Raw genomic sequence first — 18,385 nt, forward strand, 5'->3', positions numbered from 1 at the left:
GTCAGACTCTCCCTGGCGCCAAGTCGCCACTTGGGTCCAGGCTGCGCTCCGCTATGCCGTTGAAGTTCCGGTCGAAATCGGTTGAGAGATCGACCTGGCCGTTGGCGACGGCGATGACGTTCGCCGGATGCGACGCCCCGTCGCGGTAACGGAAGAAGGTCTTCGGGTCGATGCCGCGGCTCTGGAAGTAATGCGTCGGGATCAGCCAGCCGGAGGTGGAGCCCACATCGGCGAAGGAGATCCGCAGCCCCCTGGCTCCCTCCGGCCATGAGCCGATCGCGAGGCCCGGCCGCGCCAGGACGATGTCGTGGGACGAGGGGAGCCCGCCATATCTAACGGTGCCGATGGCGGCCGAGCCGGCCAGAATCAAGGAGCGGCGGTTCAACATCGATCATCCTCAGATGGCGCCGGACCAGACCGGCGGCCCTGGAGGGCCGTCTGCGGCCGGCCTGGCGGGCACAGAGACGTTACGGGCGCGGGGCCTGTAACGTTACGCGGCGACGGCGCGAATATCGGGTCGTGACGGACGGGGATGAGATGACGCGCGATCGGACATGGCTGCTCTTCGGCGGCCCCTATGGGAACCTGCATGCCACGCAGGCTCTGCTGGCGGAGGCGAGGCGGCTGGGCGTCTCTCCGGACAGGATGCTCTGCACGGGCGATCTCGTGGCCTATTGCGGCAATCCCGTCGAGACGATCGATCTGATCCGCGTCAGCGGCATCGCCGTCGTCGGAGGCAACTGCGACGAGCAGCTGGGGGCGAGCGCGAGCGACTGTGGCTGCGGGTTCGAGCCTGACAGCGCCTGCGCCAGATTGTCGGCCTCATGGTATGCCTTCGCCGACAGTGTCGTCAGGCCCGACCAGCGTCGATGGCTGGCCTCATTGCCGGGCCGCGTCGACCTGCAGATCGGCGGGCGGAGCCTCGCGGCGATCCACGGATCGGCGCACTCCATCAACAGCTTCATTTTCGCGGGCACGCCCGAGGGCGAGAAGCGCCGCAGCCTCGAGGCCCTCGGCGGCGATGGCGCCGTCGGCGGCCATTCGGGCCTGCCTTTTACCCAATTGCTCGGAGGGCGACTTTGGCACAACCCGGGCGTCATCGGGATGCCGGCCAATGACGGCACGCCGCGTGTCTGGTTCAGCACCGTCCGGGAGACCGAGGCCGGGCTCGCCATCGAGCACCGGGCGCTGTCCTATGACCATGAAGGCGCACAGGCGGCCATGCGCCGCGCCGGCCTGCCCGAAAGCTACCGCAAGGCGCTTGCGACCGGACTCTGGCCCAGTCTCGACGTCCTGCCCGAGCGCGAACGCGCCGAGACGGGACGTCCGATCACGGAGACGTCGACGCTCTGGCCGGCGCGCCAGCCCGCCCGGGCGCTCCAGGCGGTCTGACCGGTTTCAGGACGCCCGCAGGCTCTGCAGCAGGGTGAGTCTCAAATGCAGGAAGGTGGTCCGGAACCAGCCATTGTCGCGATACTTCCGGGCGCTGGTCGTGATCGTCGCGCCGACCGGCTGAATCGCCAGGCCTGCGCGCCGCGCGTCGCGGACCAGCTGGTGGTCCTCGCCATGCGCCTTGGTCTCGTCATAACCGCCAAGGGCATGGAACGTCGCGGCAGGCAGGCATAGCGCCTGATCGCCGAAAGGCAGGCCGATCACCCGTGAGCGGAAACTGACGCCGCCTTCGGTCAGACGCATCAAGGCGCCGCCATCAAAGCGCAGGTCGAAATAGCGCACGGCGGCGCGCGGCTCCTGCAGTCGAAGCAGCAGTTGCGGCACGGCATCGGCGCCGAGAGTCGTGTCGGCATGCACGAACCAGAGATGGCGACCTCGTGCGACCGAGGCCGCATGGTTCATGCTGGAGGCGCGGGTTCCGCCGCGTGCGAGAACGACCTCGAAGGTTTTGGGAAGCATCGCGAGCAGCGCTTCGGGAACGGCCTCGTGCGCGGCCAACGGGATGATCACGGAGACGAGCGCGCCCTCGGTGCGCGGTTCGGGCGGACGGACATCCAGCGTCACGGTATCGTGCATCATAGACCAGCACCCAATGTCGATGTCCGCGACGCCCGACGAGGGCCCTTTGATTCGATGCCGCACATCATCTCGTTACAACGCTCGCAGAGTGATGGGCGCGCGCCCTGCACCTGCCGCGCCCCCTGATCCGGCAAGCACAGGGGTCAGGTCAACCTCACGAAACAAGCAGGCGAGCCCTTCAGATCAGCAGCTCGGCCCAGCCCTTGAAGCGGCGGCGGCCGGCACCGTCGGCCCGCACCACCTCGCCGCTGACCACCGACATGGCGAAACCGCCGCTCTTCCAGTCGGCCACCTCCTCGAGCGCATCCGTCTTGGCGTGAAGCGTCCAGCGTGTGCCGCGATGGCTGAACCCGGCCTGCCAGCGCGTCGGCCAGCGATAGGTTCGGTCCGGTGTCGGGCGGCTCTCGTCAATGGCGAAGGCGATGTCCGAAAGCGTGCCCTCGCCGTCGAAGGTGGCCATGCCGCTCTCCCGTGGCGTGCCGGCCTGAACGCGCTCGTGATAGCGCAGATACAGATCGCGGCCATCCTCCGTCAGGAGGTAAAGGCCGTTGAAATTGCTCCAGTTCGCCCCGAAATCGCTGGTGAAGCGATTATATCCGGTACGCGCGATGAATTCGAAGATGACCCGGCCGACGAGTTGGCGGCCCTTCCAGCGCAGCGTCGCCGGCGCGGCACCGATCCAGTAGTCGTCGCCTGGTGTCTGGCGTCGGAGGATCGGCGTCAGCCCCTCCACGGCCATGTCGATGTCGTTGACCGCGCTGACCATCCGCAGGCCGCCGTCGATCGTGCCGCGAAACTGGAAATGCGCGGAGTCGGGGATGGTCTCCAGGATCTTGCCCGGATTGGGATAATGCGCGCTGCCGACGATGGGCACGACGCCTTCGCCTTGCGCATACATCATGATCCAATGATCCGCGAAGAACCGGTCCCCCGTCTGGCCACGGTTGTTATCGTGCGCCAGGTAGACCGCACCCTGCGCATCCGCGCCGACGAAGGAAAAATAGTCGGAATGGTATCGCCTGATCTCGTCCGCGCGGGTAGGCAAAGGCCATGCTGCCGCAACGCTCGCACCGGCGGCCATGAGTTGTCGGCGATTGAGGCCTGGTGACGGGTGGTCCATGGGCTATGGTCCTGATGATCACCAGACCATTGCCGGAAGACGGCCTCGCGCAATTCACATCTTGTTGACGTGAGAAAATCTGCCGAGCGATCTGCCGCTCAGGGCTGAAACCATGGCGGGCGCCACACGAAACCGTGAACCGCGTAACGTTGCGCGGCTCCGGCGCGAACACGCTGTCGAACCCGAAGCCTCCGTCCCGAAGCGACCCCCATGGCTGATCCTGCACCTGCCTCGCTCCCGCCGAAGCGCCCCTTGCGGCAGGACGGAGTCCTGAAAGCCGACCTCTGCATCATCGGTGCGGGTTCCGGCGGGCTGTCGGTCGCGGCCGGCGCCGTGCAGATGGGTGCCTCTGTCGTCCTCATCGAAAAGGGCGAGATGGGCGGCGATTGCCTCAACACCGGCTGCGTGCCCTCCAAGGCGCTGATCGCCGCGGCCCATGCCGCCCATGCCGTGCGTGACGGCCAGCGCTTCGGCGTTCATGCCGCCGAGCCCGAGATTCGCTTCGATGAGGTTCACGCCCATGTGCATGGCGTGATCGGCGCGATCGCACCGCATGACAGCGTCGAGCGGTTCGAACAGCTCGGCGTCCATGTCATCAAGGCGGCAGCGCGCTTCCTCGACCGGGATACGGTCGAAGCCGGCGGGGAGACGATCGCGGCGCGCCGCTTCGTGATCGCAACCGGCTCGCGTGCCGCCGTTCCGCCGATCCCCGGCCTGGCGGATGCCGGCTATCTCACCAATGAGAGCGTCTTCGAGATGCGGGCGCGTCCCGAGCATCTCATCGTCGTCGGTGGCGGACCCATCGGGATCGAGATGGCGCAGTCCTTCCGTCGCCTGGGTTCGCGGGTGACGGCGATCGAGAAGTTCGGCATCCTCGCCAGGGATGAGCCGGAGGCCGTCGAGGTCGTCCGCGCCGCGCTCCTCCGGGACGGCGTGACGCTGCTCGAGCAGGTCGGCATCAGCGAAGTCCGGCGCGACGGCGCGGTCGTGACGGTCACGCTCGATGGCGACAGCGCGGTTGGACGGAGCGTCGCGGGCAGCCACCTGCTCGTCGCGGCGGGCCGGCGCCCGAACGTCGAAAACCTCGGCCTCGACGCGGCCGGTGTCGCCTTCACGCCGAAGGGGATCACGATCGACGCGCGCCTTCTGACCAGCAACCGCCGGATCTTCGCCATCGGCGACGTCTCGGGAGGCCCGCAATTCACTCATATCGCGGGCTATCATGCCGGTATCGTCATCCGGAACGCCCTGTTCGGCTTGCCCGCCAAGGTCGACTACACGGCCTTGCCCTGGGTGACCTACGCCGATCCGGAACTCGCCCATACCGGCCTCACCGAGGCGGAGGCGCGCAAGGGCGGCCATGACGTGCAGATCCTGACCTGGTCCTTCGCGCTCAACGACCGGGCCCAGGCGGAGCGTGCCACCGAGGGGCTGGCCAAGGTCGTGCTGGGTCGCAAGGGCCGGATCCTCGGCGCCACGATCGTGGGGCCGCGCGCGGGAGAACTGATCGGCACCTGGGCCCTGGCCATCTCGTCCCGCCTCCGCATCGGGGCCGTGGCGAGCGCCGTGCTGCCTTATCCGACGCTGTCGGAGATCTCGAAGCGCGCCGCCGGCTGTTACTACACGCCGAAGCTCTTCGGCTCCACGACGCGCCGCGTCGTCGGTTTCGTCCAGCGTTTCCTGCGCTGATCCGGAGAAGCAGCCCATGATGACCCGCCTTCTCACCGATCGACGCCTCTGGCTCGCCCTGGCCGCGCTCGCCCTGATCCTCATCGTCCGGCAGACGGGGGTTGCGAGCTATCTCTCGCTGGACACGCTCAGGACCCATCGCGTGACGCTGACGAGCTGGGTCGAGGCGAACCACCTGGTCGCCGCGCTCGCCTATATCGGCGTCTATGTCGCCGCTGTCGCCTTCTCGATGCCCGGCGCGATCTTCCTGACGCTGTCGGGAGGGTTTCTGTTCGGAGCGGTGTTCGGCACACTGCTGACCGTGATCGGTGCCACGATCGGGGCGACGCTGATCTTCCTGTTCGCCAAGACCCTCTTCGGCGAGAATGCGCTCGACCGGTTCGGTGCGCCGGCCGCCAGGCTGGCGGAGGGCATCCGCCAGAACGCCGCCTCCTATCTGCTCGTGCTGAGGCTGGTGCCGCTGTTCCCGTTCTTTCTGGTCAATCTGGTGCCGGCCTTCGTCGGCGTGCCGCTCGCGACCTATGTGCTGACCACCTTCTTCGGGATCATGCCGGGGACGGCGGTGTTCTCGCTGGCGGGCGCGGGGCTCGGCTCGGTTCTCGACCAGGGCGGCGCGGTCTCGCCCGGCTCGATCCTCACGCCGCAGATCATCGGCGGCCTCGTGGGGCTCGCTGCGCTGTCGCTGGCCGCGATCCCAATCAGGAAGCGCCTCGCGGCCCGGGAAAACCAGACCGGGGCGTAACGTCCGCCAGCGTCCATCCGTAAGGAGAGCCATGATGACCGTCGATATCCGATCTCACGGGCTGACCCGGCGCGCCACGCTCAGCCTCGGCCTCATGGTCCTCGCAGGCCCGGCATGGGCCCAGGCAGGGGATGCCGACGCTGCCTATGACCGGCTCCTGAAGCGCTATGTCAGCGCCAGCCCTGACGGGATCAACCGCGTCGATTATGCCGGCTGGCGGGCCAATTCGGCCGACCGCACCGCACTGGACGGCTACATCACGGAGCTTTCGCGGCTGAAGCCCTCGGCCATGGCCCGGGCCGACGCCTTCTCCTTCTGGGGCAACCTCTACAATGCGGTGACGCTGAAGGTCATCCTCGACCGCTACCCGGTCGCCTCGATCCGCGACATCAAGAGCGACAACTGGCTCGATCCGAAAGCCTATACGGGTCCCTGGCGCCAGCCGCGCGTGACCGTGGAGGGCCGGCGGCTGTCGCTCGACGACATCGAGCACGACATTATGCGTCCGACCTTCAAGGACCCGCGGGTGCATTACATCGTCAACTGCGCCTCCTATGGCTGCCCGAACCTGATGAACCGGGTCTGGCGGGCCGCGACGCTGGAGGCCGATCTGGACGCAGCGGCGCGCGCCTTCGTCAACCATCCGCGGGGCGTCACGGTGCTGGCCGATGGCGCGCTCCGGGTCTCGTCGATCTACAAATGGTTCATCGCGGATTTCGGCGGCAATGACGCCGGGCTGATCGCGCATTTCCGCCAATATGCCGAGCCGGCGCTGGCCCAGCGCCTCACCGGCTCGCCGCGGATCGCCGACGACGACTATGACTGGTCGTTGAATGGGCTCCGCCCCGTCGCGGCGCCGCGCGGATGAGCCCGCAGATGACGGACCGGTCGATGACGCCACGCCTGAACCCGCGACGGCTGCTGGCCGGAGCGGCGACGGCTGCGGTCCTGGTGGCAGGCGCAGCCATCTTTGTCGTGACGACCCAGCCTCGGCTGGCGCCCTGGACGCTCGATCCGACCGATCCGCGCGTATCGCTTGAGGATGTCGAGCGGGAGGTGGCCCGACGCCATCCCGTTCCGGACGTCGCGCCCGCGGGCCTGGCCGCCATGCTGGGGCGCGGCGAGGCCACGCTGTTCGACGTGCGCACGCAGGAGGAGTTCGACGCCGGCCACCTGCCGGGCGCGATCCGGATCGAACCCGGCAGCTCGGCCGCCGAGATCCTCAGCCTTCACCGCGATCGGCTCGACGATGGGCCGGTCGTGTTCTATTGCGCCGTCGGCGTACGATCCTCGCAGATGATGACGGCAACGCTGAAGCAGATCGCCCCCCACGCCAGCGCCGGCGTCTACAATCTGCGCGGCGGGATTTTTCGTTGGACGGCGGACGGCCGCGCCTTGGTGAAGGGCGAGGGGCCCGGCAAGGCGCATCACTTTGACGAAAACTGGGGCCAGTTGCTGGCCAGGACGACGCGCCGTTGAGGGCCGCAATGGGTCCGGACGCCTCCGTGGCCGGTCGATCCGCGTGGGATCGCCGCGGATCGACGCTGCTCGCCATGGTCGGCGTCGGCATCATGGTGCAGACGGTCATCGCGGTGGTCTGGGGCGCGGCACCCGGCTCACGGCGTGACGCCTGGCCGGTCGCGCTATCGCTTGGCCTCATGCTGTCCCTGTCGTCCGCGGGGCTGCTCTGGGCGGTCTGGCGGGCGCGCGACATGCCAACCGGCCTGGTACTCGGCCTTGCCATCGCGGCAGCCGGCGTCCTCATGCGCGTGCCCTATTTCGGCGCGGGGCCGATGCTGGAGGACGATCATTTCCGCTACCTGCTCGACGGAGCCATGGTGGCGCACGGCCTGAGCCCCTATGCCCATGCTCCCGAGGCGCTGCTGCAGGGTGCGGACGGAGCCCTGGCGCCACTGGTCGGGGCGGGGCGGGCTGCGATCACGTCGATCAATTTCCCCGAGTTGCGCTCGATGTATCCGGGCGGGGCGCAAGCAGCGTTCGCGCTGGCCCACCTCGTCGCACCCTGGAGCCTCGACGGGCTGCGCGTCGTGTTCTTCGGCGCGGAGGCGCTGGCGGCGGTGTTGATCTGGCGGCTGCTGGTTTCGACCGGGCGCTCGCCGCTGCTGGTCGCGCTCGTCTGGTGCAATCCGCTGATGGCCTTCTGCCTGACCGGGCAGGCCCATGCCGACGCCGTGATTGCGCTCCCGATCCTCGCCGCGCTGATCGCCGCCCATCGCCGCGCGGCCGCAATGGCGGGCCTCGGCCTCGGGATCGCGGCGGGCGTCAAGCTGTGGCCGATCCTGCTCGCGCCGCTGGTCGCGCGGGCGCTGTGGCCCGACCGTAGGGCGCTGGCGGTCTTCACGCTGGCTCTCGGAGCGACGACCCTGGCCCTCTGCGCACCGCTGTTCTGGGCCAGCCTCTCCGCCCATGCCGGGCTGACGGCCTATGCCGGCGGCTGGTCCGTCAACAATGCGCCTTACGCCTGGGCCTCCTATCTCTTCCTCCAGCTTGTCGGGCCGGGCACGGGCGAGGTTTTGCTGCGCGCTCTGGTCGTCCTGACGGCGGGGGCGGCGAGCCTCGCGGTCGCGGCGCGCCGACCCGCAGGCCTGGAGCCCCTGATCGCCCGCGCTGCGATTCTCGCGGCCGCCCTGTTCTACCTCTCGCCAGCCCAGTTCCCCTGGTATGCCGCCTGGTTCCTGCCTCTGGCATCGGCCAGCGGAGCATGGCCATTTGTCGCCGCGTCGATCGGGCTGCCGGTCTATTACCTGTTCTTTCCGCTGGCGGCGGCCGGCCTGCGTGACCTGCACGGCTACGGGCTCGCCTTCCTGCATCTCGTACCGGTTCTGCTGGTTGCTCTCCTGATCCGCCGGTCGTCGGCCGCCGGAGCGTCGGCATGAGCGTCAATGGCGCACGGATCGGCGTGGTCATACCGACCCGCAACGAAGCGCAGGCCTTGCCCGTGGTGCTGCGGGCCATGCCCGCTTTCGTCGACGCGGTCGCGATCGGCGACCACCGCTCGACCGACGGGACGGCCCAGATCGGGCGCGATCACGGCGCCATCGTGGTCGAGGTCGACGGCCCCGGTTATGGCCGGGCCTGCCTGGCCGCGATCGCGGCGTTGCCGCCCGTCGATGTCATCGTGTTCATCGACGGCGATGCCGCCGACGATCTCTCCGCCATGTTCCGCCTCGTCGAGCCCATCGTCGACGGACGGGCCGACTTCACGCTGGGTTCGCGCGTCTTGGGGCGGCGCGAAAGCGGCGCGCTGACGCCCCAGCAGGTCTTCGGCAACTGGCTCGCCTGTTCGCTGATCCGGCTGGTCTGGGGCGAGCGCTTCACCGATCTCGGGCCGTTCCGCGCTGTCTCGTGGTGCGAGTTCGAGCGGCTGGGGATGGCCGACCTCAATTTCGGCTGGACGGTCGAGATGCAGATCAAGGCGGCGCGCAAGCGGCTCAGGACGATCGAGATCCCTGTCGACTACAAGCGCCGCATCGGGGTCTCCAAGGTCTCGGGAACGCTCGGCGGTGCGGTCAGGGCAGGGGTCAAGATTCTCTGGGTCATCGGCCGCGAGGCCCTGCGCCCGACGCGTCAGGGGGCGCCGTGATGCTGAGCGAGGCGCCGATCGGGTTCGGCCTGATGTGCAAGCCGCCGCGGCCGGGCACGGCCAAGACCCGGCTGGCAGCGGCCATTGGTCCCGACAGGGCGGCGCGCCTGGCGCGCGCCTTCCTCGAGGATTGCGCCGCCGCCGCCGTCGCGGCGGCCCGCCTGCAGTGGCTCGACCGCGCGGCGTTTTTTCGCCCGGCCGATGCCGCGACCGAGATCGGTGCGATCCTCGGGCCGGGATGGCCCCTGGAGTTTGCGGATGCCGGCGACCTCGGTGCGACGATGCGCGACGTCCTCGCCCGGCTGCTGCAGCGCTGCCCGGGCGGCGCGATCATCATGGGCGCGGATGTTCCGCTGATCACCGGCGAGGTCATCGCCGCCGCCGCGCGCAGCCTTCGCGAGGGCGATGACCGCCGGATCGTGCTCATCCCGAGCGTCGATGGCGGCTATTGCCTGATCGGCCTGCGCTCGCTGCAGGCGGCGGCCTCCCTCTTCGCACCGATGCCATGGAGCACGTCGGGCGTGCTGCGCGAGACGCTGAGCCGCGCCGACGCCGCGGGGCTGACCGTGCAGATGCTGCCGCCGCAACGCGACATCGACGAGGCCGCCGATCTCGGCTGGCTGCGCGCCAGCCTGGCGGGCGGCGGCGAAGCGGCGGCCTTCACCCGCGCCGCTCTGGCGGGCATGGCGGAGGCACGGCCATGACCGGGCACCGGCTCGTTCTCGTCGGCGGGGGCCACGCCCATGTGCAGGTGATCCGCGCGCTGGCGCAGCAGCCCGAGCCCGGCATGACGATCACGCTGGTCACCGACCGGTTGCTGACGCCCTATTCGGGCATGCTGCCCGGCCATGTCGCCGGGCTCTACAGCCATGCCGAGATGCATATCGACCTCGGCCGGCTGGCCGAGGTCTGCGGCGTGACGCTGGTCCGCTCCGCGGCCGCCGCCATCGACCGCGATCGGCGGACGGTGACGACGGAGGACGGTGCCAGTGTTCCCTACGACACGCTCTCCCTCAATGTCGGCATCACGCCGGATCTGTCGGGCATCGCCGGCGCCGAGGAGCACGGCATCCCGGTCAAGCCCATCAGCAGCTTCATCGCGCGTCTGGACGCGCTTCTGGCGGCGGCCGCCCAACCCGATGGCCCGCGCCGCATCGTCCTGGTCGGCGGGGGCGCGGCCGGGGTGGAGCTTGCGCTGGCCTTGAAGGCGCGGCTGACGGGGCTCGATCCGAAGGGCCGGCCGTTCTGGATCGGTCTCGCCGCGAGCAACGGGCTCGTCGCCACGCTCAATGACGGCGTGCGCCGGCGGGCGAGAGCCGCGCTGGCCCGTCATGGCGTGACCCTGCTGGACGACTTCCGTGTCGTCGAGATCAACGCGCAAGGCCTGCGCGCGCAGGACAAGCGCTTCGTCACAGCCGATGCGGTGCTCGTATCCACCGCCGCGCGCGCTCCCTCCTGGCTGGCCACGACCGGGCTTCCCACGGATCGCCATGGTTTCGTGCAGACGACGCGGTGCCTGACCTGCATCGACGATCCCGCGGTCTTCGCCGTCGGTGACTGCGCGACCGTGGTGGAGGATCCGACGCCGAAAGCCGGTGTCTTCGCCGTCCGGCAGGGTGCGGCGCTCACCGCCAACCTGCGCCGCAGGGCGCGCGGCGAGGCGCTGGCGCCGCATCGGCCGGACCGGAACTATCTGACGATCCTGATGACCGGCGACGGGTCCGCCATCGCCGGCCGTGGCGGCTGGTTCGCGGTCGAGGGCCGGTGGGTCTGGCGCTGGAAGGACTGGATCGACAGACGCTTCATGCGGCGCTTTTCAGCGTTCCGAAGCTAACCCTCGCCGCAGCATCGCTCCCGCCGCGCCCTCAGTCCGGTTCCGTGAAGAGGGGCGCGACAAGCAGGACGGCGCGTCACCACCGCAGCATGGCGCGGCCGAGTGCGGCCCCCGCCAGGCCGACGATCAGGGCGGCCAGGCTGTACCAGGTCGCGATGAAGAGCGGGCTGTCCTCATTGCAGAACAGGCCGTAGGCGAGGATCGCGAGGCCCGCGGAGGCGAGGCCGGCCAGCGCGCCGGCGGCCATGGGCTCGGACGTGGCTCCGCGCCGGAGGATCGTGAGGCAGGCGATCAGCGGCAGGGCCGCCAGGGCCGGAACGAGCGTGAGGCAGGTCACGATGCCCTTGCCGAAGAGCCTCGCCCACCAGCCGTCGAGACCGTGGCGCAGGAGATCGGTCGCCACGACGAGGCCGAGAAACCCGACGACGGCGAAGAGCCATTTCGAGGCCGCCGGAGCCTGGACCTCCGGTCGTGAGAGATCGAGCGCGCCCGCGATGGCCGTCAGGGCGATCAGCGCGCCGAGCATCAGCTTCACCAGCGTCGGCGCCAGACCCGCCGCGGTGAGATCGGGGCGCACGCCCATGATCCCAAGGAAGCCAGCACCGGCGAGCGTCGCCGCCGCCGGCCACCAGCGCAGCAGGATCGCACTGACGGGTTTCGGCTGATTGGGAAGATCCTGAACCAACAGCTCCAGCATGTCATCGGTCCGCATCGGTTCTCCCCTTGAAGGTCCGGGCCAGCTTCTTCAGGGCCCGATGCAGCGCGACCCGCACCGCGCCCTCGCTCATGCCGAGTTGACCGCCGACCTCCGCGGCGCTGCGCCCGGCGAGCGAGACCTGTTCCACGATCTGGCGCTGGCGGCCGTCGAGCGCCGACAGCATGCGGTGGACGTCAAGCTGACGCTCGCCTCCCTCCTCGGGCGCGGCGAGGGTCTCGACGGCGTCGTCGAGATCGACCTCGCCGCGCGCGCCCACGCGGCGCAGGAGGTCGATCGTCTTGTGACGCGTCACGGCGTTCAGCCAGGGCGTCAGCGGCATCGACCGGTCCCAGGTCGCGCGCTTCAGATGGACGGCGAGCAGCGTTTCCTGAACGATGTCCTCAACCTCCGCCTGTCCGCGGCCCGAGCGCGCCAGAACATGCCGCACCCGCCCACGCACATGCGGAACGAGGGCGGCCAACAGCGTCTTGTAGGCGACCTGATCGCCATCGAGCGCCAGTCGCATTAGGCGGCTCCATTCGTCTTCGTGGTCTGGCTTGCGTTCGTGCACGCCGCTTCCATTCATTCGGGCCGGACTGCCGTTTTGTTACAAGCGGCGGCGCGGCTGCGCAAAGCAGCTTTGCGTGAGGCCGGCATAGGGGGCCGGGCGAGCCGGGGGAGGGGCCGCATTCCGCCCCGGCGCTGCGCGGCGCACCGAGCGTCACGACAAAAAAGTGGGGGGCTGAGGTAACGAAGCGGTCGCCGGACGCGTATCTTCCCGTGACCAGCGTCGGAGACCAGATGTGAACGCGCCAACCCTCATGCCGGCCAAGTTCGTCGATCCCGTGCTGACCGCCCGGGGCGAGCGCCGCGCGAGCGTCGCTCTCAAGGGGCTGGAGACGCTCTGGTTCAATACGGGCACGCTGTGCAACATCACCTGCCAGAACTGCTACATTGAGAGTTCCCCCAGCAACGACCGGCTGGTCTATCTCTCGCAGGCGGATGTCACGACCTATCTCGATGAAGTGCGGGTCGAGCGGCTGCCGGTCCGGATGATCGGCTTCACGGGCGGCGAACCGTTCATGAACCGCGACATGATCGCGATCCTGACGGAGACGCTGGAGCGCGGGTTCGAGACGCTCGTGCTCACCAATGCGATGCGGCCGATGATGCGGCGCCAGGAGCAGCTCAGGCGGCTGCGCGAGGCCCATGGCGGGTTGCTGCGCTTTCGCGTGTCTCTCGACAGCCATCATGCCACCGTCCACGACGCGGAGCGGGGTGCGGGCTCCTTCGCCAAGGCGATGGAGGGCCTGCGCTTCCTCTCGCGGGAAGGCTTCCAGGTCGAGATCGCCGGTCGGCATCTGGACGCCGAGCCGGAGACGGTCGCACGCGCGGGCTATCGCGCGCTCTTCGATCGCGAGGCGATCGCGGTCGACTGCGACGACCCGGTCCAGCTGGTGATCTTTCCGGAGATGACTCCCGACGGCAACCCGCCGGAGATCACCGAGGCGTGCTGGGGCATTCTTGACAAGAGCCCTGACGACGTCATGTGCGCGACCTCGCGAATGGTCGTGCGGCGCAAGGGCGCCGAGGCGCCGGCAGTCGTCGCCTGCACCCTGATTGCCTATGACGAGCGCTTCGAGCTCGGCCGCACGCTGAAGCAGGCGGCGGTCCCGGTGCCGCTGAACCATCGCCATTGCGCGACCTTCTGTGTCCTGGGCGGCGCGGCCTGCGGCGTGAAGAAGTCCTGATCCCCAAAACCTCGCAGGCGGAGTTCCCCAGATGACACGCGCACTGGCCATGAGTCTGGCCGCCCTGCTGCTGACGAGCGCGACGGCGCTGTCCCAGCCCCTCACCACGGTCGAAAGCCGCTTCGCCGTGAAAGAGACGTCGGACCGGTTGGCGGCCGAACTCGAGAAGCGCGGCATCCGCATCGCCGCGCGGATCGACCACGCCGCCGCGGCCAAGGCGGTCGGGCTCGAGATGCTGGCGACCGAGGTGATCCTGTTCGGCAACCCGCGCCTCGGCACGCCGTTGATGCTGGCCCAGCCATCGGTCGCGATCGAGCTGCCGATGAAGATGCTGGTCTGGCAGGACGCAACCGGGAAGGTCACGATCGGCTACACGCCCCCGTCGGCGCTCAAGGAGCGTCATCAGATCACCGGACAGGACGAGCCACTGACCGCGATGGCCGGCGCGCTCGCCGGTCTGGCCAAAGCCGCTGGCGGTCAGTGACCGGCAGCCGGACACCGGACACTCAACAAGTCAGCTTAAGGCCACAAACGCGGGCGCTCGTCTCCACGAAGCGCCAATAGCCGACCATCGGTGATCGTCACCATGGAGGTCCGACTTTGCGCCTTAAGGACGTCGCGACCGAGGCAGCCTTGCTCAGGCGCAGCCGCTTGCCGAATCCCACTGGGGCAGGGAGCTGGGCATCAATGATCCAAGGCCCAATCGCGGCCGCGACGCTGTCGATCGGAGCACCCGGCCTTGGCCGCTCGCAGCGATCGGGACGACCTCAAATGAGATTGGACGCCCGGCTAAAGCCGGACGTCCAGAAGCAGACTGCGGAACTCGACCGACAATCGCGGCAACACGATGCCTCTCTTTTTTCAACAAGAGAGGCCCGTGAGCGTCACGAACAACCGGTCGTCGAGCCACACGTGTTGCACTTCAGGCAGGTCCCGTTCCGCACCAGCGTGAAGTTCCCACACTCGCCACACGAGTCCCCGACATAGCCCTTCATGATCGCCTCGGCGCGGCGCTCGGAGGCGCTCGGCTGGGCGGCGGGGGCCGAGAAGCCGAGCTTGGCCATCTCCGCCTCGCCGAAGCTCTCCTCCTCCTTCAGCGCGGTGGCGCCGACGGTGGTGAAGGCGGTGACGGTCGCGCCGCCGCGCGCCGTCGTCTCGGTGCCGGTCGCGAGGCCGGCGCCGCCCTGGATGGCGTGGAAGTTGATCGGCTTGCCGCGGCGGAAGCCGGTCGAGGCGAGCGGGCTCGAGGTGATCGGCGTCGTCGTCTGCGGCGCCTTGTCCTGGCCGACGCCGCCGCCGATCACGTCATGGCCGATCTCGCTCGGATCGATATGGGCGAGGTCGTGCCGGCCGAGATAGGAGATCGCCAGCTCGCGGAAGACGTAGTCGAGGATCGAGGTCGCGTTCTTGATCGACTGGTTGCCCTGCACGAAGCCCGACGGCTCGAAGCGCGTGAAGGTGAAGGCCTCGACATACTCCTCCAGCGGCACGCCGTATTGCAGGCCGAGCGAGACCGCGATGGCGAAGTTGTTCATCATCGCCCGGAAGGCAGCGCCCTCCTTGTGCATGTCGATGAAGATCTCGCCGAGGCGCCCATCGGCATATTCGCCGGTGTGGACATAGACCTTGTGGCCGCCGACGACCGCCTTCTGGATGTAGCCGGTGCGGCGGGCGGGCATCTTCTCGCGCTCGCGCACCACCTTCTCGACGATGCGCTCGACGATCTTCTCCGCGACCTGCGTGGCGCGGGCCGTCATCGGCTGCTGGTAATGCGCCTCGACTGCGTCGTCCTCGTCCTCCTCGTCGCTGATCAGCGCCGAGTTGAGCGGCTGCGAGAGCTTGGAGCCGTCGCGGTAGAGGGCGTTGGCCTTCAGCGCCAGCTTCCAGGACAGCATATAGGCGTTCTTGCAGTCCTCGACGGTGGCGTCGTTGGGCATGTTGATGGTCTTGGAGATGGCGCCCGAGATGAAGGGCTGGGCCGCCGCCATCATGCGGATATGGCTCTCGACCGAGAGATAGCGCTTGCCGACGCGGCCGCAGGGATTGGCGCAGTCGAAGACCGGGTAGTGCTCGAGCTTGAGATGCGGCGCGCCCTCCAGCGTCATCGCCCCGCAGACATGGACGTTGGCGGCCTCGATCTCGGCCTTGGAGAAGCCGAGGAAGGGCAGCAGCTCGAAGCTCATGTCATTGAGCTTCTCGGCCGGGACCTTCAGCGTCTGGGTCAGGAAATCCTCGCCCAGCGTCCACTTGTTGAAGACGAACTTGATGTCGAAGGCGGCCTTCAGGTCCTTCTCGATCGCGTCGATCTTGTCCTGGCTGAAGCCCTTGGCCCGCAGCGAGCCGTGGTTCACGCCCGGCGCCTGCGCCAGCGAGCCATGGCCGACCGCATAGGCCTCGATCTCGGCGATCTCGCTCTCGCGATAGCCCAGCGCCCGCAGCGCATCGGGCGCTGCCGCGTTGATGATCTTGAAATAGCCGCCGCCGGCCAGCTTCTTGAACTTCACCAGGGCGAAATCGGGCTCGATGCCGGTGGTGTCGCAATCCATGACGAGGCCGATCGTACCGGTCGGCGCGATCACGGTCGCCTGGGCGTTGCGGTAGCCATGCTTCTCGCCGAGCGCCAGCGCGTTGTCCCAGGCGATGCGGGCGCGCTCCGACATCAGCGTCGAGGAGCCGCCGAGGCGGGCCAGCGTGCCGTGGTCGAGAGGCACCGGCGTGACCTCGAGGCCTTCATAGCCGCTCGCCATGCCATGGGCCGCGGTGCGGTGGTTGCGGATGACGCGCAGCATGTGCTGGGCGTTCTTCTTGTAGCCCGGGAAGGGCCCGAGCTCGCGGGCCATCTCGGCCGAGGTCGCATAGGAGACGCCGGTCATGATCGCGGTCAGCGCGCCGGCCAGAGCACGGCCCTCGTCGGAATCATAGCCGAGGCCCATGGTCATCAGCAGGCCGCCGATATTGGCGTAGCCGAGGCCGAGCGTCCGGTACTCGTAGGAGAGCTCCGCGATCTCCTTCGACGGGAACTGCGCCATCGTCACCGAGATCTCGAGCACGACGGTCCAGAGCCGGCAGAGATGCTCATAGGCCGCGACGTCGAACTCCTTGCTCTGCCGGTCGTAGAACTGCAGCAGGTTGGCGGAGGCGAGGTTGCAGGCGGTGTCGTCGAGGAACATGTACTCCGAGCAGGGATTGGACGCGCGGATGCGGCCCGATGCCTTGCAGGTGTGCCAGTCGTTCATCGTCGTGTTGAAGTGCAGGCCGGGATCGGCGCTCGCCCAGGCGGCGTAGCCGATCTTCTCCCAGAGGTCGCGGGCCTTGAGCGTCTTCGTCACCTTGCCGGTGGTGCGCCCCGTCAGGTTCCAGTCGCCGTCGTTCTCGACCGCGCGCAGGAAGTCGTCGGTCAGCGAGACCGAGTTGTTCGAGTTCTGGCCGGAGACGGTGAGATAGGCCTCGGAATCCCAGTCCGTGTCGTAGATGTCGAACTGGATGTCCTTGTAGCCCTGCTTGGCGAACTGGATGACGCGCTTGATGTAGTTGTCCGGCACCATCGCCTTGCGGGCGAGCTTGATCTCGCGCTTCAGGGCCGGGTTCTTCTCGGGGTCGAAGCAGGAATCGCCTTCGCCCTCGCAGTTCACGCAGGCCTTGAGCACGGCCTTCATGTGCTTCTGGACGGTCTTGGAGCCGGTGACGAGGGCGGCGACCTTCTGCTCCTCCTTCACCTTCCAGTCGATATAGGTCTCGATGTCGGGGTGGTCGACGTCGACCACGACCATCTTGGCGGCGCGGCGCGTCGTGCCGCCCGACTTGATCGCGCCGGCCGCGCGGTCGCCGATCTTGAGGAAGGACATCAGGCCCGAGGAGCGGCCACCGCCGGCGAGCTTCTCGCCTTCGCCGCGCAGCATCGAGAAGTTCGAGCCGGTGCCCGAGCCGTATTTGAACAGGCGGGCTTCGCGGACCCAGAGGTCCATGATGCCGCCCTCGTTGACGAGGTCGTCCTGCACGCCCTGGATGAAGCAGGCATGCGGCTGGGGATGCTCGTAGCTCGACTTCGACTTGGTCAGCTTGCCGGTCTTGTAGTCGACGTAGAAATGGCCCTGGCTCGGCCCGTCGATCCCATAGGCCCAGTGCAGTCCGGTGTTGAACCATTGCGGCGAGTTCGGCGCGACGCGCTGCGTCGCGAGCATGAAGCGCAGTTCGTCATGGAAGGCGGCGGCATCCTCCTCGGAGGTGAAATAGCCGCCCTTCCAGCCCCAATAGGTCCAGCAGCCGGCGAGGCGGTCGAACACCTGCTTCGACGAGATCTCCGAGCCGTTGCGCTCGCCCTCGGGCAGGGCGGCCAGCGCCGTCTCGTCGGCGACCGAGCGCCAGAGGAAGGAGGGGACGTCGTTCTCCTCGACCTTCTTCAGCCGCGCCGGCACGCCGGCCTTGCGGAAATACTTCTGCGCGAGCACGTCGCTGGCGACCTGCGACCAGGACTCGGGCACCTCGATGCCTTCCAGCCGGAACACGATCGAGCCGTCAGGATTGCGAATCTCGCTGACGGCGGATCGGAAGGGAATGGCGGCGTAAGGCGACTGTCCGGCGGAGGTGTAGCGGCGCTCGATGCGCATGATCCGTCATTCCCTGATGCTTGCCGCGGGCGGGTCACGCCTCGCGCGGCCGGTTGATCACCGGCTCCTGATGTCAGCCCAACTCGGTTTTGATGCCCCGTGGACGCGCAGGCGTTCTGTCCCGCCCTGCTTCGTCCGGTTGCGGCCAGACAGGCCGCGCGCGCCGCCTCGGCGCCACCATGCCGGTGTGCCGCGAAAACCGCCTCGACCCCTCTGGAAACTCTTGGCGCGGGTATCGAAAGGCGTCTCCGCCGGCCGTCACGCGACTGTCAAAACCTAGTCCCGGATGGACCGTTCCGTCAAGGATTAG

The 18,385-nt window shown here is 68.4% G+C and carries 17 protein-coding genes; 11 read left to right on the plus strand and 6 right to left on the minus strand.

Features of this window, described 5'->3' with window-relative positions:
- Position 1: 1 nt before the first annotated feature.
- Positions 2–388 (minus strand): PhnD/SsuA/transferrin family substrate-binding protein, encoded by a 387-nt coding sequence (locus BSY19_RS17315; RefSeq protein ID WP_069055231.1) that lies wholly within the window; start codon positions 386–388, stop codon positions 2–4.
- A gap of 149 nt (positions 389–537) precedes the next feature.
- Here BSY19_RS17315 and BSY19_RS17320 point away from each other — a divergent pair, with 149 nt between their 5' ends.
- A complete protein-coding gene (locus tag BSY19_RS17320; RefSeq protein WP_069055232.1) occupies positions 538–1,392 on the plus strand; it encodes a metallophosphoesterase family protein in 855 nt (284 codons plus the stop codon).
- 6 nt (positions 1,393–1,398) lie between these two features.
- Here BSY19_RS17320 and BSY19_RS17325 read toward each other — a convergent pair whose 3' ends face one another.
- Together BSY19_RS17325 and BSY19_RS17330 are read right to left on the minus strand one after the other, a co-directional pair.
- Positions 1,399–2,031, minus strand: a complete 633-nt coding sequence (locus tag BSY19_RS17325; RefSeq protein ID WP_150129651.1) for a glycosyl transferase family 2 — start codon at positions 2,029–2,031, stop codon at positions 1,399–1,401.
- Positions 2,032–2,209: 178 nt separating this feature from the next.
- Positions 2,210–3,151 (minus strand): hypothetical protein, encoded by a 942-nt coding sequence (locus BSY19_RS17330; protein WP_150129652.1) that lies wholly within the window; start codon positions 3,149–3,151, stop codon positions 2,210–2,212.
- A 210-nt stretch (positions 3,152–3,361) separates the two neighbouring features.
- On the opposite strand from BSY19_RS17330, the gene BSY19_RS17335 reads away from it, so the two are divergent.
- Genes BSY19_RS17335 through BSY19_RS17370 form a run of 8 tightly spaced genes read left to right on the plus strand, consistent with a single transcriptional unit; the run spans position 3,362 to position 11,020 of the window.
- Complete coding sequence (locus tag BSY19_RS17335; RefSeq protein WP_069055234.1) at positions 3,362–4,840, plus strand: dihydrolipoyl dehydrogenase family protein; 1,479 nt, start codon at positions 3,362–3,364, stop codon at positions 4,838–4,840.
- A gap of 16 nt (positions 4,841–4,856) precedes the next feature.
- Positions 4,857–5,582, plus strand: coding sequence for a TVP38/TMEM64 family protein (locus tag BSY19_RS17340; protein ID WP_069055235.1), 726 nt, complete (start codon positions 4,857–4,859; stop codon positions 5,580–5,582).
- A 31-nt stretch (positions 5,583–5,613) separates the two neighbouring features.
- Positions 5,614–6,450, plus strand: coding sequence for a DUF547 domain-containing protein (locus tag BSY19_RS17345; protein ID WP_069055236.1), 837 nt, complete (start codon positions 5,614–5,616; stop codon positions 6,448–6,450).
- A 23-nt stretch (positions 6,451–6,473) separates the two neighbouring features.
- Complete coding sequence (locus BSY19_RS17350) at positions 6,474–7,061, plus strand: rhodanese-like domain-containing protein (protein ID WP_171905163.1); 588 nt, start codon at positions 6,474–6,476, stop codon at positions 7,059–7,061.
- 26 nt (positions 7,062–7,087) lie between these two features.
- Positions 7,088–8,479 carry a glycosyltransferase 87 family protein gene (locus tag BSY19_RS17355; protein WP_171905164.1) on the plus strand — a complete coding sequence of 464 codons (1,392 nt, stop codon included), beginning with the start codon at positions 7,088–7,090 and terminating at the stop codon, positions 8,477–8,479.
- Positions 8,476–9,186, plus strand: a complete 711-nt coding sequence (locus tag BSY19_RS17360; protein ID WP_069055239.1) for a glycosyltransferase family 2 protein — start codon at positions 8,476–8,478, stop codon at positions 9,184–9,186. The genes BSY19_RS17355 and BSY19_RS17360 overlap by 4 nt, the downstream gene beginning before the upstream one ends.
- A complete protein-coding gene (locus BSY19_RS17365; protein ID WP_069055240.1) occupies positions 9,186–9,890 on the plus strand; it encodes a TIGR04282 family arsenosugar biosynthesis glycosyltransferase in 705 nt (234 codons plus the stop codon). Before BSY19_RS17360 ends, BSY19_RS17365 begins: the two co-directional genes overlap by 1 nt.
- Entirely contained in the window at positions 9,887–11,020 is a 1,134-nt protein-coding gene (locus BSY19_RS17370) for an FAD-dependent oxidoreductase (protein ID WP_069055241.1), read from the plus strand. Before BSY19_RS17365 ends, BSY19_RS17370 begins: the two co-directional genes overlap by 4 nt.
- A 76-nt stretch (positions 11,021–11,096) precedes the next feature.
- On the opposite strand, the gene BSY19_RS17375 is transcribed toward BSY19_RS17370, so the two are convergent.
- Complete coding sequence (locus BSY19_RS17375) at positions 11,097–11,732, minus strand: NrsF family protein (RefSeq protein WP_069055242.1); 636 nt, start codon at positions 11,730–11,732, stop codon at positions 11,097–11,099.
- Positions 11,719–12,303 (minus strand): sigma-70 family RNA polymerase sigma factor, encoded by a 585-nt coding sequence (locus BSY19_RS17380; protein ID WP_069055243.1) that lies wholly within the window; start codon positions 12,301–12,303, stop codon positions 11,719–11,721. The genes BSY19_RS17375 and BSY19_RS17380 overlap by 14 nt, the downstream gene beginning before the upstream one ends.
- A 217-nt stretch (positions 12,304–12,520) precedes the next feature.
- Here BSY19_RS17380 and BSY19_RS17385 point away from each other — a divergent pair, with 217 nt between their 5' ends.
- Together BSY19_RS17385 and BSY19_RS17390 are read left to right on the plus strand one after the other, a co-directional pair.
- Complete coding sequence (locus BSY19_RS17385; RefSeq protein WP_236840387.1) at positions 12,521–13,468, plus strand: radical SAM protein; 948 nt, start codon at positions 12,521–12,523, stop codon at positions 13,466–13,468.
- A gap of 31 nt (positions 13,469–13,499) precedes the next feature.
- Positions 13,500–13,952: a DUF302 domain-containing protein gene (locus tag BSY19_RS17390; RefSeq protein ID WP_069055245.1), complete on the plus strand. Its 453-nt coding sequence runs from the start codon at positions 13,500–13,502 to the stop codon at positions 13,950–13,952.
- A 400-nt stretch (positions 13,953–14,352) separates the two neighbouring features.
- Here BSY19_RS17390 and BSY19_RS17395 read toward each other — a convergent pair whose 3' ends face one another.
- Positions 14,353–18,075 carry a vitamin B12-dependent ribonucleotide reductase gene (locus tag BSY19_RS17395; RefSeq protein WP_069055246.1) on the minus strand — a complete coding sequence of 1,241 codons (3,723 nt, stop codon included), beginning with the start codon at positions 18,073–18,075 and terminating at the stop codon, positions 14,353–14,355.
- Positions 18,076–18,385 lie beyond the last annotated feature (310 nt).

Origin of the sequence: Bosea sp. RAC05, from assembly GCF_001713455.1 — a bacterium.
Classification (GTDB): domain Bacteria; phylum Pseudomonadota; class Alphaproteobacteria; order Rhizobiales; family Beijerinckiaceae; genus Allobosea.